General features: G+C 36.3%; 17 protein-coding genes. 6 read left to right on the top strand and 11 right to left on the bottom strand.

Annotation, left to right across the window (positions count from 1 at the left end):
* The 5 genes from ACQKIM_RS20440 to ACQKIM_RS20420 all read left to right on the top strand — a co-directional run.
* Window positions 1–220 (top strand): hypothetical protein (locus ACQKIM_RS20440; RefSeq protein WP_427547568.1); only part of this gene is annotated, 220 nt, incomplete at its 5' end.
* A gap of 221 nt (window positions 221–441) precedes the next feature.
* Complete coding sequence (locus tag ACQKIM_RS20435) at window positions 442–1053, top strand: hypothetical protein (protein ID WP_427547572.1); 612 nt, start codon at window positions 442–444, stop codon at window positions 1051–1053.
* A gap of 98 nt (window positions 1054–1151) precedes the next feature.
* Window positions 1152–3374 (top strand): hypothetical protein, encoded by a 2223-nt coding sequence (locus ACQKIM_RS20430; protein ID WP_427547566.1) that lies wholly within the window; start codon window positions 1152–1154, stop codon window positions 3372–3374.
* 422 nt (window positions 3375–3796) lie between these two features.
* Window positions 3797–4243: a MarR family winged helix-turn-helix transcriptional regulator gene (locus ACQKIM_RS20425; protein ID WP_427547564.1), complete on the top strand. Its 447-nt coding sequence runs from the start codon at window positions 3797–3799 to the stop codon at window positions 4241–4243.
* Between the two features lie 4 nt (window positions 4244–4247).
* Window positions 4248–5105 carry an MBL fold metallo-hydrolase gene (locus ACQKIM_RS20420; protein ID WP_427547562.1) on the top strand — a complete coding sequence of 286 codons (858 nt, stop codon included), beginning with the start codon at window positions 4248–4250 and terminating at the stop codon, window positions 5103–5105.
* A 430-nt stretch (window positions 5106–5535) separates the two neighbouring features.
* Here the strand turns inward: ACQKIM_RS20420 and ACQKIM_RS20415 are convergent, their stop codons facing one another.
* From ACQKIM_RS20415 to ACQKIM_RS20400, 4 genes are all read right to left on the bottom strand, one after another.
* Window positions 5536–5970, bottom strand: a complete 435-nt coding sequence (locus ACQKIM_RS20415; RefSeq protein ID WP_427547561.1) for a hypothetical protein — start codon at window positions 5968–5970, stop codon at window positions 5536–5538.
* A gap of 646 nt (window positions 5971–6616) precedes the next feature.
* On the bottom strand, window positions 6617–7558 hold the full coding sequence (locus tag ACQKIM_RS20410; RefSeq protein WP_427547559.1) for an ABC transporter substrate-binding protein: 942 nt from the start codon (window positions 7556–7558) through the stop codon (window positions 6617–6619).
* 118 nt (window positions 7559–7676) lie between these two features.
* Complete coding sequence (locus tag ACQKIM_RS20405; RefSeq protein WP_427547557.1) at window positions 7677–9275, bottom strand: helix-turn-helix domain-containing protein; 1599 nt, start codon at window positions 9273–9275, stop codon at window positions 7677–7679.
* Between the two features lie 179 nt (window positions 9276–9454).
* Window positions 9455–10177 (bottom strand): SDR family NAD(P)-dependent oxidoreductase, encoded by a 723-nt coding sequence (locus ACQKIM_RS20400; protein WP_427547555.1) that lies wholly within the window; start codon window positions 10175–10177, stop codon window positions 9455–9457.
* 415 nt (window positions 10178–10592) lie between these two features.
* Here ACQKIM_RS20400 and ACQKIM_RS20395 point away from each other — a divergent pair, with 415 nt between their 5' ends.
* A complete protein-coding gene (locus tag ACQKIM_RS20395) occupies window positions 10593–11621 on the top strand; it encodes a helix-turn-helix transcriptional regulator (RefSeq protein ID WP_427547553.1) in 1029 nt (342 codons plus the stop codon).
* A gap of 78 nt (window positions 11622–11699) precedes the next feature.
* Here the strand turns inward: ACQKIM_RS20395 and ACQKIM_RS20390 are convergent, their stop codons facing one another.
* From ACQKIM_RS20390 to ACQKIM_RS20360, 7 genes are all read right to left on the bottom strand, one after another.
* A complete protein-coding gene (locus tag ACQKIM_RS20390; protein WP_427547551.1) occupies window positions 11700–12461 on the bottom strand; it encodes an ABC transporter ATP-binding protein in 762 nt (253 codons plus the stop codon).
* A gap of 1 nt (window position 12462) precedes the next feature.
* Window positions 12463–13554: a FecCD family ABC transporter permease gene (locus ACQKIM_RS20385; RefSeq protein ID WP_427547549.1), complete on the bottom strand. Its 1092-nt coding sequence runs from the start codon at window positions 13552–13554 to the stop codon at window positions 12463–12465.
* 2 nt (window positions 13555–13556) lie between these two features.
* Window positions 13557–14591, bottom strand: a complete 1035-nt coding sequence (locus ACQKIM_RS20380) for an ABC transporter substrate-binding protein (protein ID WP_427547547.1) — start codon at window positions 14589–14591, stop codon at window positions 13557–13559.
* Window positions 14592–14801: 210 nt separating this feature from the next.
* On the bottom strand, window positions 14802–16250 hold the full coding sequence (locus tag ACQKIM_RS20375) for an MFS transporter (RefSeq protein WP_427547545.1): 1449 nt from the start codon (window positions 16248–16250) through the stop codon (window positions 14802–14804).
* 412 nt (window positions 16251–16662) lie between these two features.
* Complete coding sequence (locus ACQKIM_RS20370; RefSeq protein WP_427547543.1) at window positions 16663–17208, bottom strand: type II toxin-antitoxin system HicB family antitoxin; 546 nt, start codon at window positions 17206–17208, stop codon at window positions 16663–16665.
* A 312-nt stretch (window positions 17209–17520) separates the two neighbouring features.
* The gene (locus ACQKIM_RS20365) at window positions 17521–17904 is read right to left on the bottom strand and encodes a VOC family protein (RefSeq protein WP_427547570.1); all 384 of its coding nucleotides are present in this window, start codon (window positions 17902–17904) and stop codon (window positions 17521–17523) included.
* An 87-nt stretch (window positions 17905–17991) separates the two neighbouring features.
* Complete coding sequence (locus ACQKIM_RS20360) at window positions 17992–18270, bottom strand: ArsR/SmtB family transcription factor (protein WP_427547541.1); 279 nt, start codon at window positions 18268–18270, stop codon at window positions 17992–17994.

Raw genomic sequence — 18270 nt, 5'->3', positions numbered from 1 at the left:
CTCGCTGTGTTGTTTGGTCGTACTCTCAACTCTAGCGGATACAGATGTTTTTTTGTATTCTTTTTTAGCAAGAACAGATTTTGGTGTTGAGCCCTATTTTTATAATTTTTTTAATAGAAAATTAACTGCAACGATAAAAGATATCCAAATATCGTATCCACATCCAAATGCAAGAAAAATAAAACAACCAGTTGCTGCTACAAAATCGACAACTGGTTGATTGAATAACTATATACTCTATAATCGCTATTCCTTTGGATTTCTAATCCTGATAATTTCTTCTGTGTTAAAAGGTCAAAGTACCAATTTAAGTAGTTTTTACCACTATCCCACTTGCACAATATGCCTTCCCTAAAATCATATAAATTTCCCCTTTCCAATATAATACTAATCTATAACAAATGATTTTTTATAAAAGAAGGGTGATATAAAGTGACGATTATCACAAAGCCATCCATCGGTTTAACACAATTTACCGATTTCACGATGAAGGGAAGTGCTGCTAAGACGAAGTTTGTGAAAGACATTAAGTATCAGGGAGACTATCATCCGATTAAAGATTATTGGAAAGCATTACGCGAAGGCTTAAAAAAATACCATGAAAATTGTTTTAATGATGACTATTTACTTGCCATCGTAGACAATGCCATTGCTGCACGTCAGAAGAATTACCAGGAAGCTGTAAAAGCCTATTTAAAATTCTTAAAAAATAAAAATGTGCAGTGGTTTGAACCTGGTAAGTCCAATTGGTATTGTGATGAATTAACCGTACGTTCAACTCCAGAGCTCGGGTTAATCATCGATGATATCCCATACCTTATTAAGTTGTATTTCAAAGGAAAAAATGACCGCATCGATAAACATAAATGTCGTTCTGCCCTAACCCTGCTAAAAGATTCTCACTATTCGATTGAACATCCTGAATCTGTTAAACATGCTATCTTAAATGTTCAAAAAGGCCGCTTAATTACAGAGGATGAATCGACAGAATATCATCGAATCGCCCTTGAATCCGATGCAGCGCAATTTATGTTTATTTGGAATAGACTATAACCCATTTTCACTCGCTTGATATATTGAACTATGGTAATTATGCTATATACTTGAAAAGAAATATATTAGAAATGATAGGACTATTTGGAGGAATTCCCTTGGAAATTGGTAACATTAATTGGTATGGTGGCAAAACGCGAGAAGGTCGCATCAATAAATTCGGCTTTTTATCGGATTTGTCTGGTAAAGAATATTATATAAGCGAAAAATCATTACAAAGCTCTTTAAAGCAGCCTGAATTAAGTAAAGGTTTATTGGTATTATTCAGTAAAAACCCTAAAGATGACAGCAAAGTGCACAAAGTGATTCATTTAGATGAAGCCTCGAAAGAACAATTATTGGAAGCATTCAGTAAGGCTCTTTCTTTTCTACCTGCCAAACATATTGCAGCACGACTTATAACATTTGAGATGCGAGCAGAAGTTGTCAAATTAGTTACAGCATATATGCTAGAACATGGAGTGGAGGCTTTAGCTTTCCCATTAACTAGTTTCACAAGTGAAGAAATACTTGCTTATTTTCTGCAAACAGAGCGATTATCAATTAGAGATATCGAGTATATCGCATCAGATTTCGATATCATTTCTCAAGAGCTGAATGAAAAATTAATCTATTCTTTAAGCCTCATCAATGAAGGAATGATTGACGATTATTCCATACAATCACTACAGCATTACCCCGTATTACAAAAGATTGTAAGCATCGGACCATCCGATTGGAAGGAGCTTTTTGAATACGAACAATGGCAGCAGCACATCATTACCAAAGTAATCAAAACTATTCAAAGGCACAATCTGTATTGTGGCAATTGGAATGACTTAACACCTACACAATGGATGTCAAACGAACAAACGAAAGAGCTGCTAAAGCAAAACCCATATCAATTTAAGCGAATGACCATATTAAAAATAAATGAGGAGTCGAAAAAACACGGCTTAACAAACACGCATATTGAACAGCTCATCGAATGCTTTTCAACGATTAATAGTGAAACGGATAAGTTTGCACCGGAGTTTTTTTCAATCTCCCTCAGCGAAATATTAGAGGAAAAGGCACTGGAGCATTTAACTAGAGAATTGGATGAACAAATATTAATAAACGATGAGATTTATTCTTACATTTCAAAACCTATATTGCTTCAGAGAATTGAAAAAATACAATGCAGCGACAATAAATTATCACTTTATCAAAAAGTGTTTAACGATTTGTCTGAAAAGGATAAAAAGAGGTTTATTCACCACATCTCAGAAGATTATTATAAAATAGATACGTTTTTTCCTTATTTAACAGGAGAGAAACAAGTGCAACTACTGTTTAATCAGTTTATGGTAAGCCCTATTATAACTTGGGATTTATTCAATAACGATGCCAAAACACTAATCGTCTTTCGTATCACTCAAAGCATCATAGAAAATCCAACAACAAAGGCTTACTTTAAGGAAAGTTTCGAAGTCATTGGGAAAAACGAATCGAATCAACAGCTAAAAGGAATTCTACTTATTCTTCACGCATTATTAAGTGATGTGCACCATGAACAGAAGAAAAACATGTATTTCAAACGAATGCGCAAATATATTGAAGAGGATATTATTCACCAGTTAAACACTCATAATACCATTCAAATCATTCCTATCTTACCAAAATGTAATCTACAAATAACTAGGGCTAGCGCTGTACATTACTGTGAAGGTCGTTTCTATTCTCCAATTGAAAACGGGGCTTATTGTCCCCGTATACGTAGAGCCTGCTATTTCCAAAAAAAATCAAACAATAGACACCACGGTGCTCATCTGTTTGGGAATATTGATAGAAACTATGACAACTGGACACTGCATGAGTTATTATTAGCAGCCAATATTTCTTCTAATATGCCTGAGTTAAATCAAGGTGATACGTACGTTAATAAGCTTGCTGGCTGGATCAACAGAATTGAAGAAATTCTTGAACGTTTAAAATGCAGTTATTGTAAGGAAGCATTTAAAGTAAATTGGAGCTATTCACGCTTAACAGCAAGCTACAATGTGACCGTCTATAATTGTCTTCATGCAAATGGTAAGAATGGGCATGATTTCGGTATTTATATTAATCATTGCCGTTGCTGTGGCCTAACAATTGATAGCCGGGAAAGTCGTTTCAAAGTACAGCCAAACGGAATATATTACGTCTGTATTCATTGTGGAGGAGCAGAGGCACGCCCAGACTATCAACCAGGCGATATGTGTCCAGCATGTGGAAAACAAGAAAAACTCGAGAAAATATCTCAAAATAGTAACTGGCACGAATGTAATTATTGTAACCATACCATTAAAACGAGCAACTAAAACATACTGACATTAGTAGTACAAACCAAGGTCATCGTTTGTGCTACTATTTTTTATGGTTCTAAGTCAAAGTAATAATTCGGAAAATATATCCATACAGGAAGTCAGCGCAATTAAATTAACGACATTTTATATGAGAATATTTATGAATTACTGAAATGGACATTAGAATGAGAAGCAATTGAAATTACTTGATGATTATGAGTTTTGTCACCTTTTTCACAGTGTGCATTACTACTATGGCATTTAGTTGACCCCCAGGCGAACTTGATTTTACCGAAGAACTTGTTCAAAAGGTGGATCGTTTATTACATGACTATATTGAAGGAATAAAAAATGTATTTCTCAAATACCCAAATGATTGACAATCACTAAATAGTTAAGTAAACTTAACTTAACAAAAAGATAAGGATGATCCAACTATGCATGATTATTTAATACTTATAGACAAAATCAATCAAAAATTTGAGCAGTTTAAATTGTTAGTTTTAAAAGAAACCAAGGAGGTTGAGGAATTAGAGAACTTTCACTTAACTCCACAACAAGAAATTATCATGTTTTTTATCATTCGTAATGAGCCGGTAATTGCGAATGATATTGCCAATCATTTTGATATTTCTAAGAGTGCGGTTAGCCAAGTTATTTCAAAGCTGGAAGAAATGAAAATGATAGTTCGTCAGGAGAATTCAATAAACCGTAGAGAGACTTTAATCTCACTTGGAAATCGAGGTCAAGAGTTTCAACAGCTTTTAAAAAAAATTGACGATATACTTGTAGAAAAATATTATTCGAAAGTAAGTTTAACAGAGTTAAAAAATGTTCTTGATACATTAGAAAAAATTGTCGGAACAAATAACAAAGGGAGTTAAGCTCATGGAGAAAAATTTAAAGCAACTCACTAATCGCATACACTATTTACCACATGATCCTGAAACAGATCGACCAATATTGTCTGCCATATGTGGGATACACCAAACTTTAATAATAGATGCAGGAAATTCTGACAAACATGCTAAGTTATTTCTTAATGAATTAGATCAATATCAAACAACTAATTACCATTCTGTCGTATTAACACATTGGCATTGGGATCATAGCTTTGGAACAAATAAAATGAATTTATTAACAATAGCACATGAAAAGACAAAAAAGTATCTTGAAAAAATAATGGAATATGATTGGTCTGACGAAGCTTTAGATAATCGTGTAGAAAAAGGCTTAGAGACTCAATTTTGCTCAGAAATGATAAAAAAAGAATTTGGAGTAGATAGAAATATTACCATCACTTTACCTAATATTACTTTTAAAGAAAAAATGGAAATTGATTTAGGTGGAATTCGATGTGTAGTCAAACATGTAGGTGGAGATCATTCAGATGATTCCTCAATTATTTTTGTAGAGGAGGAAAAAGTACTTTTCTTAGGTGACTGTTTGTATCCAAGTATTTACACACAACAACCACTATATAAGATTAATCATGTTAGACATCTCATAGAAAATATTGAAAAGTTTGACGCCGATATCTATGTGCTTTCGCATGAAACTCCATTAACAAAAGAGCATTTTATGGGTTATATAAATATATTAAAGCTAATGTGTGATTTAACAGAAAAGCATCAAAGTAACCACTTGAATTTGGTTAATGAGCTATCAATTCAACTTAATCGTAAAATAAGTCAGTTAGAGGAAGAAATTATTTATTGTTTTATGAACGGATTATCAGTTTCCTAAGCTAGTGAACCAAGAAAGTAAAACTAGAAATGAATGAGTAGTAAAATTTAAGTGGGGGCAGGCTTTGAATTCGGGCAAAATGAACAGAATTGTCTCTTGTTTTTAAAAGCTCAAACCGAGTAGGAGACTAGCCATTAATTGACTAGTCGACCTCTCACACCACCTTCCGTTAAAAAGAGCAAATGACGAAAGGTTAATTAAATTAGGTAAACCGTGTGGAAGGTCTGGCTTTCGGGGTCGCTATAGATTCTCTAATAGAAAAATTAATGACAGCAGAAAAAATGCCCTCCTTAAGGTGAAACAACAAAAGCAAACGCACGAATGGCATCGTGACGCATATCGAGGCGCAAATGTATCTTAGTGTACAGTTTAGTTTACACAGTTCTATTTTTCTTACGCTCGTTTAACTGAGAATTTGAAGGCTCCTTGATTATTTTACATTAACATCAAAAACAAAAGATTCTTTTCCTTTATTCCATATAGCATTAAGCTCATAAATATAATACCCCTCTTTAGATGGCATGGTTATTTTTTCACCTTTAATCTCAACATTTTCAATTGTGCCATCTTCATACATTTTAGTTGCCGTAATGGAGATTGGATTCTTATCAATTTTAAATTTTATTATATCTCCTTTTTCGACTTCTAATGTTTCAAAGTTATCTGCTATTTCGCTAATATCAGGAGAACCTTTTAGTTTTACTTCAACATCGTCCTCTTTCCATTCATATTTACTTGGTAACATATTATAATGCTCCCCATCAAAAATGGCTTGGCCTTCTGGTTGTTTATGAATACCAGTAGGGAATACATTGCATCCGGTCAAAATAATAACTATTAGTATTGGTAAAACTATTTTATTCACTTGATCACTCTCCTTTTACCTAAAATCCCCCACAGTGAATATATCATAACATTATTTTCGATAAAACTTTATAACCATTCCCAATAATATACATATTGAAAAACTTACAATGAGCAAATTTCAAAACAATTTCTTCCATTCTATTAAAGTGATAGGAGCTTTCCGCTCTGGCACTCGCTTTCCGCAGGCACAGCGTAAGCCGCAACCCTCGCTCCGCGCGGTTTGTTGCGTCTTACGTCTTGTGCTGTTCCTGCTGGAGTCTCGCGCCGCCGCTACAAGCTCCTTCTAGCATAGTGGAAATATAAGTAATTATTTTTGCTCATTTAGAGTTGAAAAAGATATAAAAATAGGTTTTCGAAATAAAAAAATAAACGTAAGACAGTTTTCTTTGGGTGATGATAATAATGAAAACTTCATGTTTATAGAGGCATTTAGTTCTTCATCATGGGGAAGAAACTTCGAAAAAAGATGGTAATTGTTATGGCATTTGATAAACTTAATGTACAAAGCGAAAACTCCTCTCGTGGTTTGTCTGGACAATAATTACGATACGGAGTTTTCGTTTTTCTTCTATAGTAAAATATGTTACGGTGAAGAGCCCTAAAAATTCACCCAACTACTCTGTTTTATAAAAAGAACTCATGATTTACTGTTTATCACTCAGCATTTTTACAACTTCCTTGATTTGAAGCTCTAATGATATTGGATCATTGCCCCAGAATAAATCAGGGTCAAGTTTATATACACGATTATTTTTCACAGCCTCAAGAGAGTTCCAAAGCCTTTCTTTCTCTCCCCATACTTCAGATATCAAATCGCCCTGATCGATAAAAATATAGTCGCCAGCATATTCAGGAATGACCTCATACGAAATTTGTCTATACGCTTCTTTCCCGATCATTTCTTGCTCCTGTTTCGCTGGTGCCTTCAATTGAAGATGTTTATAAATCGCTTCTCCACCCCTGTAGCCCCCGTCACCATAAATATAGAAACCTTTATCAACTACAAATACGCCCATAAGTGCAAAGGTATCTTCTGGTTTAATAATATTCGCAAGCTCTTTTCTCGCTGTCTCAGACGTCTTATCTAACTTATCAATCCATTGCTCAGCTTCAGCTTCCTTGTCCAGAACCTCGCCTAAGTAACGCATCGTTTCATAAATATCACTTGTGGAGCCGTAAGGGATAGAGAGGGTTGGTGCTATCTTCTCGTACTGCTGAATAATAGTTTCATCGTTCACCCAAGTTACGATTAAATCTGGTTTCAACTCCACTATTGTCTCAAGCGACCTCTCTCCCGTCGTGGCAATTCCGTCAATCTGATTTTTAATGACTTTGTTCTCCAAATCCCATTGTGTAGAACCAATCGGCTTCACACCAAGCACAAGCAGCTCAGGTAAATATCCATCTGTTACAATTCGTTCAGGCTTGATTGGAATTTCAACATCCCCACGTTTTGTTTTGATTATTTTGGTCGTTGCTTCCGGCTCAACGGATGACTTAGTAGTATCATTGGAATTACCGCAAGCTGTTAGCATGATTATCAGGGTAAGAAATAATACGGTTTTTATAATCTTATGTAAGTACAAGATAGAACCTCCTATTTTGATAATGATTATCATTCGCGATGATAATTACATTATAAGGACAGTCTTGTACAAGGACAACGTATATAAATTGGATATTCCACAGGGAAAATTGTTGGATTTAGTTTTGAGTAGTTAACAATTTTACCATTAAAGCAAGCTGAAGCTCTAATGACAGCCCATCATCAAACCAAAATTCATTCAGCTTAAGTAAATGCAGTTGGCAACCTTGTTCATACACAAGGCGCTGCCAAACAGAGCGCTCCATCAGCTTGGTCCTGAAAGCCTCGGTATCGTCGCTTGGAACAATCAGGAACATGTGAGTTGCCGCATAGAGAGGCAATTCCTGCTCTTTCACCTTACGATGGAGACCCGTTTGGAGCACCTCCTGTTGAATTCCCTCAGGTGCACTCAAACCTAGTAGCTGATACAAGGTATAAACAGAGCGTACCGAAAGATAAGGAATCAGCCATAAATTATCATAGCTTAATTCAAATATGCCTGCTGTAGTTCCCGGTGCTAGAAATGGTGTAATGACTTGTCTTGCTTTTAGGGCTGACTGCTGCAAGTTGGCAATCCAACTCTCAGCTTCTTGTGTTCGTCCAAGTAGTTTTCCAAGCAACCGTACCTCCTCTAGCTTATCCATCTTTCCCCACGGAATGGTCAGAACTGGTGCAATTCGCTCTAGCTCTTTAAGCTCGTCTGGATAGTTGTACAAATAAGTAGGAGCAACAATTAAATCTGGTGCTAGCTGTCGAAACACTTCTACTTGGTTAGCTGACTCAACTTCTACAATATTAGGTAATCGTTTGCGTAATAACTGGGATGATTGAAGCAGCTCACGCGTAGTGGCAAGTGGTTGAATGCCTAATGCCAGTAATGCACCAACAAATTGTACTCCGACTATACGGTTTGTATGCTTTCTGCCACGAAAGCTGCTAGGCGAAAGATGAACGTACTTGCTAAAAGTCTTTCCCAAATACGAGCCGTCCGCAAAGCCTGTTCGATACGCAATGTCCTGCAATTTGTCGTTCGTCCCGAGGAGCATGAGCTTCGCTTGATCAATTCGGATTTGATTCACATATTCAGCAAAGCTCCAACCTGTTTCCTTCTTAAACAACGAGGAAAAATAGCTTTCGTTAAAACCCGTCATTTGAGCCATAAAAGAACGTGTTAACGGTGCTTCAAAATGTTGTTGGATATATGTAACTGCCTGTTGTATAGCTTTATCGTTCGTTAGAAAGCAGTTATCTACTTGCTTTCTTTCAAAAATGATATCGATCAACTCATGCAGGAGCAAGTGAAGCTTGTGTCCAACCTCCATTTTCTGAGTCTGACGAAACTGCTCTACCAAATTATATAGCAAGCCTTCTGCATAGTGAGGAAATTCCATTATCTGCCCATGCTCTGGAAGATGTGCCGTCTCAGCCACATAGAGTAGAGTATCTTTTTCCCGTTTAGCCAACCGATAGCTATTGAATGAAATACTGTTTACTAAGGCAAATACTTCATTGTCGCTCGGTAGCATAGTAAAATTCTGCTCTGGGTAAAGAAGGACTATAAATTGCCCTTTCTCTATTAGCCAGGTGCGATTGGTAGTTTGAATAGTTATTGGTTGCGTAGGAACTATGATTGCAGGAAATGGGCCAGTCAGCGTGACAGGGCTAATTGTTCCTTCGTCTGCTAGTAATCTTGTATCCAATAGCTCGTATGTCAACATATCAATTTATCCCCTTTGTTTATATTAAAAAAATCACATCGGTTCACTTGAGGAATTATGTATTGTATTTAAACTATCAGACTATATTCTTAACAAGAACCAAATGATTTCCTAACTGGTTCATATTATAGCAGACGGAAAGAGAACCCAATCACCACTTCCTGACCCAAATAAAACAATCAAGCATTTAAATCTGTTATAGCAGGGATATTAATTTCCTTTACACATGAAACAGGTGATAAACTTATCACACATTGGACAATGGATATAATATCCTGGACAGGAATACGAGTACCTTCATATAAAAGAATGGCCTTTTCTGCCCCTTCCTCATATGGTATTTCCGCAGCAAGTTCTCCAGGATTAATGCATGTTACGGAGATTTTATCTTTTCTCACATGTTCGCGTAACGCATTTGTTATTCCTCGTAAGCCAAATTTAGATGTGACAAACGAAACTTGTGCATTATTCGTATGATCTAAACCTGCCGTTGAACCAATTAAAATTATTTTCCCATTTTTCGCCTGTCTTAAGTTAGGCAAAAGTGCCTGAATATAGGTAATAGTGGAAGTTAGATTAATATTGATTAGGTTTGAAATATCGGCTATTTCATCCTGATCAAATGTATAGTCATCCTCGAAACCACGCTTTTCCCACACCCCAACATTATAAATTAGTACATCGATTGTAATATCCTGTAACGTTTCTTTTAAAGTGGGAATTTGTTGTTGACTGGCTAAATCAATGGAAAGCCACTTACGATTTACACCATCCTTTAAATCTAAACTATTTGGTCGGGTACGTGACACCATCCATACCGTATCACCCTCTATAGGTAAACCCTTTACAAATGCATCACCTAGTCCTTGACTTGCTCCAAAAATAATAAAGTTCTTACTCATGCTATCAACCTTTCTAAATAACTGTGATTATAAATTAGATAAATAAAAATTCACTTATACAGAAAATATCTGATACCAGTTACTCTCTCAATTGTTATTATATTTATAAATTAACTTTTTAACCTCAATCAATTGTCTGAAGTTAACTTTCACCATATTGAACTAGAATGAAGTTTCAAGTATACTTTTAAATGATAATAATAATCATATTCATCTAAATTGTACTGCTTATAAACTGAGGGAAGAAAATATACTGATAAGCCGGCAGCATGATTCCAACACTTCTGTTAAATCTCCCTCTTCTCTGACTAGATAGTGTATTTGACAATTATCATTTGTGGTAATCCTAGATTTCTTTTGCTAGTTACTATCAAGAATAAATATAAAAATATAGAAAAAGGAGTTGATAGATAAAGTGACTTTAAACGTTTCTCAGATTCATGATTTATTTGATCAATTTACGGAAATGGTCGAAGGACACGTTCAGCAAAGAAACTGGGAACAGCAACTCACCATTCCTTCTCATATAGGCAGGGGAAATCTGATTAGAACTAAGATTCGCCCCGGTATGGAGATTATGTTGACAGATGTCACATTCAAGCAGGATATGAAACTTCACATTCAGGAATCATGCCAATTATTTGAATTGAGTTACTGTGTTAACGGAGAAATTCATTGTGATTGGAGTGGAAAAAACAGCCTAACAATTGCCCAAACAGGGAATGTTCTTTTTTTGGAAGACGTTCGAGTCTATGAGGAAAAAAAAGCAGGCATTCGAAATCAGCTCCTTGAAATTAGGTTTACTCCTGCTGAACTGCTACGCTACGCCGAGGATGTGACGGAGAAACGCAAAATGGAAAAATGGCTGAATCATCATCGTGGAAACATTGATCAATATCCGAATACTCCTGCCATCCAAAGATGTGTATCTGAAATGATTCATTGTAAACATTTTGGAACCATGAAACGCTTGTATTTAGAAAGTAAGGCTCTAGAATTTTTAGCACTATTCGGAGAGTCAGATGGATATGGTCATGTTGGAGGAAATATGATGCTTCGTCGCAGTGATATTTTCAAACTAGAACTTGCCCATGAATTAGTGCAGGAGCATTTTGAACAACCGCTATCTATTCGTGCATTATCCAAGCGTATTGAAATGAATGAATTTAAGCTAAAAAAGGGATTTCGTGAATTGTTTGGCATGACGATCTTTGAGCTTGTGCGGCAAAAAAGAATGGAGAAAGCACTTTGGTACTTAGAAGTAGAGCGTTTAAATGTAGGCGAAGCCGCAGCGTCTGTTGGCTATAGCAATGCCAGCAATTTCACAACTGCTTTTCGCAAGCATTATGGTTGTAATCCAAGTGATCTTATTAAACAGATTAGTCAATTGGATGTAGAGGATAACAAGCTAAAAAACCGCTTCACACCAAAAAATGAACGGTAAAACGGCTTGACAATTACATGTCAAGCCAATGTTTTATACTGTGTAGATTATCAAATGCAAGGAACACTTTTTTATACTTTATGGTATATAAGTAATTGCCATATCCCCCGTAATTGGATTTGAGTAAACCTCACAATTTATTTCATAGACCTGTTCAATAAGCTCCTTGGTCAATATTGCCTCAGGCTTTCCTGATGCCATAATTTGACCTTGTTTAATTACATAAAGAATATCACAATACGTGGCAGCCATAGTAAGATCATGCAAAGCCGCAAGAACACCTATGTTTAGCGATTTGACAACCTTTAAAATCTGAAGTTGATATTTAATATCTAGATGATTTGTTGGCTCATCAAGAATTAATAATTGAGGCTGCTGTGCTATCGCTCTTGCAAGTACCACACGTTGTTTTTCCCCACCCGATAATGTCAAATAGCTTCTGTCCGCATACTCAGACAAGTTAACTTTTTTCAACGCATCCGCGACAATCTCATAATCCTTCCTGTTATCGGATTCCATCAGATGTTTATGTGGCGTTCGCCCCATCATCACCATCTCATGAACGGTAAAATCAAAACTTAGTTCATTAAATTGACCAACCACCCCCATCTCCTTTGAAATCATACGAGTGGATGAGTTTAGAACATCTTTTTGACCTAGAAGCACAAGACCCTTTTGTGGTTTAATAACTTTATAAATACTTTTCAATAACGTTGATTTTCCACATCCGTTTGGCCCAATAAGTCCAACAAATTGTCCATTCTCCACATGAAGACTGATATCTTTTACAATATCTACACCCGATAGTGTTACTGATATATGTTCTGCTGATAGATTCAATTTAGTTTCCCCCGAATCCATAACTTTTTTTAATTAACATGTACATAAAGACTGGTGCACCCAAAAGAGACGTGACAATTCCAAGTGGCAATTCTCCATTAAGAATAATTGTACGTGCAAATACATCCGCCCATATCATGAATACGGAACCAAACAAAAGAGCAACTGGAACAAGTCGCTTATGATTGGACCCGACAACACTACGCACTATATGAGGAACAATAAGCCCTACAAACCCGATAATTCCACAAGTTGAGACAAGAATGCCAGTGACAATCGATGAGATTATCATATACAATCGTCTATAATAATTTAGATTAATTCCTAACGTAACCGCTGTCTCCTCCCCCATCAACATAGTATTAAGAACTCGAAATTGGAACAGAAAAAATAACCCGGCCGCAAGAACCACTACTGTTACAAATGGGAGCGTTCCCCATTCTGCAGATGCCAAGCTCCCCATTGTCCAGAAAGAAATGGAGCGAATGCCCTCTGCGTTTTTAGCAAAATAAATAATAAAGTTTGAAAATGCACTACATAACGCATTAATGACAGTTCCAGCTAAAATTAGTTTCACTGAGGATGTTTTACCACCGATGCTAGCCAAACCCAAAACAAGAACAGCTGCGCATAAGGCTCCGATAAATGCCCATGTGGCAACGCTAAGCTCTCCTAAGATACCCCCTACGCCAAACCCAAGCATAATGGAGAACGTTGCACCCAATGAAGCTCCAGAAGATATTCCAAGTATAAAGGGGTCAGCCAATGGATTTTGAACAGACGCCTGCATGATAGTTCCACATAGCGCTAAACCTGCGCCTGTTACTATCGCCAATAACACTCGGGGAAAGCGAATTTGCCATATCACATCTAGAAACATGCCATCTGCATCTTCGGTGACGTGGTTAGTATGTAATCCTGTGATATGCTCCACCAATATCCAAAAAGATTGAGCATAGGGAATGGATATTTGTCCGATAGAAACCGAAACAACGACGGATATACCAAGAACAATGAGTAGTATAATTATAATTGTTGAGGACAGGTATCGTTTATCTACCCAACTTTTCATATTTCTTTGTGTGGTTATCATACCTATTCTCCTTTAAACAGTTCAGGATGAATATATTGGGCAACATCCTTATACAAATCTGTAAGCCCAAGACTTCCACGAACAGCAGTCGTATATTCGACAACCTTTACATTTCCATTTTTAATTGCTGTCGCATTTTTCAGCTTTGGATTGTTCATATATTGATTAATCAACGCTTCACTATCCGATTTTTGGAATCCAGTAATGATAATTTTATCGGGATTTATAGATAGAATCGATTCCTCAGACATCTCTACATATGTTTCCTTAGACACTTGGACATACTCTCCCCCTGCACCTTCAATCATTTCATCAATAAGACAAAGTGTTGGACCATAATAATAAGTCGTTTCTCCACTAGTTCCAAGCAACAGAACCTTAGGCTTGTCCTTTGCAAGCACTGCTTTTTCCTGAATTTCCTTGATTTGATCTTTTTGCTGCTCTATAAAAGCACCCGTCTTATCTTGGATATTCAGTACATTTCCTAGATTCGTAATATCTTCAAAAAAGCTGTCGATGGTGCGACCAGTCGTATAGTTGATTCCAGCAAGTACTGGAATGCCTCTCTTATTCCAAAATGAAATATCACCAATCCGTTCTTTTTGGAAGGCAGAAGACATCGAGATAATCAAATCTGGTTGCAACTCTAAAATAGCCTCTTTTGAAGGCCACATATCCGTAATAATAGGAAGTGTTTTAATTTGTTCTTCATATTCTGAAAAGGATTTGTCCAAATAAGCTAGCCCAACGATACGTTTTTCTTCTCCAAAAGCAAGCATCCACTCTGCAAAACCTTGCCCGATGACAACAATGCGTTTCGGTTCTTTTTCAATCGTTTGTTGTACTTCCTTGCCTGCATCGTCATAAACCGTTAAAGTCAACGGGTAATGGCTTTTTCCAATCGAGTTACTTTGAGTTGCTTCGGTAATACTTTGACTTGGCTCTTTGTGTTCAACTGTCCTTTGCGAGCAAGCAGATAATATTAACAAGAAAAGCATGACAATCATAAAGGTTGAGACGTATTTTTTTATAAACATATATTCTTCCTCCTAATTTTATACAATTTGATTTCTATTTGTTTTGTCGGTTAAATCAATTTCGCCTTGGCGTAATTGCGTACGGATTTTGAATTGTGTCCGCACAATTCATTCCTTTGAAAATCCGTGACATCCGCCGGAGGCTTATCTTCATTCAGTAGGTATTTGGACACTCACTGAAAAGGAACCAAAGCCGCATTCATCTCACCACTAGAGGGGTGGGAGTCTTCTGCTGAATGAAGATAAGAAAACAAGACAAACATAAGCAGACAGAGAGAGTCCTCCACAGAGCATTAACGAGGCGGAAAATGCGCTTATATAGTTGGATATGGTCGCATTTGTCAAAGAATGTCCTAATGCAACAGTGAATACAATACTACTCAATGCTACTCCTAATGAATTGGCCAAATACATTACTGTATTAAACAAGCCTGAACCTGTCCCTGCTTCCTCTGCTGGAATGGTACTTAACACAACTTGAGTAAGTGGCGTTGTAACTAGTCCGAGTCCTAGCCCATACACTAGCAGAGTCAATATATATGGCAGATGCAACAGATGTCTAGCATCAATATGCAATAATAAAATAAGTAAAAAACAGCAACTTGCTGTAATTAACGCACCGATTTTCAACACAGGCATCCCCCATTTGTCCACCACTCGAGATGAAATTAGAGAAGTTAGGAAAAACCCGACACCTAGAGGCAGAAAAACAAAACTGGTCGCTTGGGCATCAAAATGTAAGCCAAACTGCAAATAATATGTCAAGATGAAAAAGAGAGAGAACATGCTAAGATAAATAAAAAAAACTGAAAGCAATCCCACTCCAAATAAACGTTGTTTAAAAATCTTCAAGTTGACAAGTGGTTCATCGTCTTGTTTTTGCTTATGAATTTCCACTACAATAAATGCAAGCAGGAGCACTAACGATAAAATCAAACATCCCCATATCCAATTTGACCACCCTTGTTTCTGTACCTCTGATAACGGATAAACTAGCAGAAACAATCCGCTAATAAGGAAGACTGTACCAGTCCAATCAATTCTCTGTGTGCGGTTGCCATGCGATTCCTGGAGCAGAGGTAAACATAGCAAAACAAGAATACCAAAGGGAATATTGAAAAAAAATACAGTTCTCCATCCTAAGGAAAATACATTCCAATTAACCAAAATGCCTCCCAATGTAAGCCCAAATGCAAATCCGAACCCTAGTAAGGCACCGTAAATACTGAAGACAAGACCTTTTTCACGCGATAGAAAATTTATCTGCATCATGGAAAGTACTTGGGGTTGTATTAATGCTGCTGAAATTCCTTGCACAATCCGAATGACAATTAGGATTGTCGAACTGGATGTAAAACCTCCCAACATAGACATGAGCGTGAATCCGCTCACCCCAATAAGCAGAAGCCGCTTCCTGCCATAAATGTCACCAAGTTTTCCACTTATAACTAATGTGATGGCTAAACTGAGCGAAAAACAGGTCATAATCAGTTGAGCATCTGTAAAACTGGCATTTAAACTACTTTGTATTAATGGCAATGCGACTTGAATCATATAGGTATTCAAAGAATTTAGCAGTATCGGAAGTAGAATGACCGCCAGCGCATACCAGCGTCGTGGATCAATCTGCTGCTCCACCTTTTTGTCTGTTGCCGCCATTGTAACTCCTCCTTTTAGTTAGAAAACTATATATGATATAAAGAGCATCTATCCTTCTGTAAAATCACTCCTCTGTCTATTTCCTCTTCCGACATATAGCTTAATAGGAATTTTAATTGATAATTATTATCAACAAAATTAATTATCAATGATGTCTTTTTTTTTCTCTACCTGTAGCGGGAGGTTCTCCTTTGATAGAAGGAGCAAACTTTCAAGAAAACAACGAAACCTGGTAGGAGATGATAATGAATTGGTAAATAATTTTTACAGTCACACAACAATCGATAAATCAGTCGTAATAATCAGAATATATAAACAATAAAAAAAACGATTGCATGTTTGACAATCGCTTCCTACTCATACTAAATAAATATTTCTTATCTTTATATTGTTTTGAAGTAATTTAACATTTCTAAATTTCTTTTACTTTGATTACAAAACTATCGAATGCTTCTTCCGCCTCAACTCGTCGTTGTACTTTACAAATTTCAGGGTATGTAGGACAAAGTCGTAACAACTTCTCTTTTTTGATTTCAATAGGTAAATCACCATCTACCCTTACATCCCAAAATCCTTGTTTATTCTTATAAGCGACAGCTCGAAATTCACTTTGTTCATCTCTGTTAAAATAGATATGCCAATGACGTCCAGGTAAATGATCCTCAATTTCCTTTGCATAATCGCTATAAGATGTTTTTATAAAAATCAGTTCCATCTCATCTGTTACAAGATTAGCAGGAATGGGTGCCTGACTTGGTAATTCTTCATTATCATATAGAGCACCTGCTAATAAATATGCTAAAGCCTTCTTCGCATTTTGAATTGCTTCTTTTTTGGTTGAGCCTGAGCTTAAGCAAATCTCCCACCCATAATCCGGAAGTAATGTTGGGAAATGAACTCCGAAACTCTCTTCTTCCTGTCTTATAAACGCTGGATAAACCACATTTTCAAATGCCATATCAACTTTACCTCACTTTATATTAAGATAAGAATATATTTTAACATAAATATCCAATAAAATAATCCGTTTAGAAAATGATAGATTAAAGCATCCTTCTCCTTTAATGCTTGTATACAAAAGTATAATTAAACATAAAAATATTCAGTAACTGCATCCTTGGAATAAAGTCAATAACCCCTGATAAATGAATAAATAGAAAAAGCGTGTTTTGAAAATTGATCAAACACGCTTTTATTTCTATTCCATTAACATACTAATTGTAAAATGACAACTAATCTCTTCTTATAAAATGGGTCATAATTCATAAAGTTACTGCTGTATGATCTGAATAAGATTGCCACATGTATCGTCAAAGACAGCTATTATGATTTCACCCATTTTTGTCGGTTTCATAGTAAACTTTACGCCGTTTCCTACTAATCGTTCGTACTCTTTGTCAATATCTGCTACACCAAACATTGTTACTGGGATACCATCAGCAAATAGCTTCTCTTGATACTCTTTGGCAGCAGGGTGCTCATTAGGTTCGAGTAGAAGCTCAATACTACCTTCCTCATCAGGAGAAACAAGCGTTATCCATCTATATGCTCCGCTGGGAACGTCATGCTTCTTTACAAAGCCTAGCGTTTTTGTATAAAATTCTAATGCTTTGTCCTGATCTTGGACGAATATACTAGTAATAATAATTTTCAACATGTTTTATCCTCCTTATCTATGTGGTTCACTTCTAACAATCTGGCTACAAAATGCAAAACTCATACATCATCATTACTGATAATGTTAATTTAACCATCCTTTCAACAAATTCCTTAGTGGTTCTTTGTTAAACGTGAGTACTCGATATTTTCCCTTTCGTTTCGAAATTACAAGCCCTGCATCCTCCAATATATTAAGATGTTTGGCTATCGCCTGTCGTGAAATGTCAAGATTATATTTCATAACAAGACGTGTCGTAAGTTCATACAACGTCAACTCATTGCGTTCGGAAAGTTCATCTAATATAATCCGCCGAGTCGAGTCACCAAGTGCTTTGAATATTATATCTTTGTCCCAATCCAT

It is taken from the genome of Lysinibacillus sp. NPDC047702, assembly GCF_050272555.1.
Taxonomy (GTDB): domain Bacteria; phylum Bacillota; class Bacilli; order Bacillales_A; family Planococcaceae; genus Lysinibacillus.
Note: the sequence above shows the minus strand (reverse complement) of the source record. Positions and strands in the feature narration are given on the sequence as shown.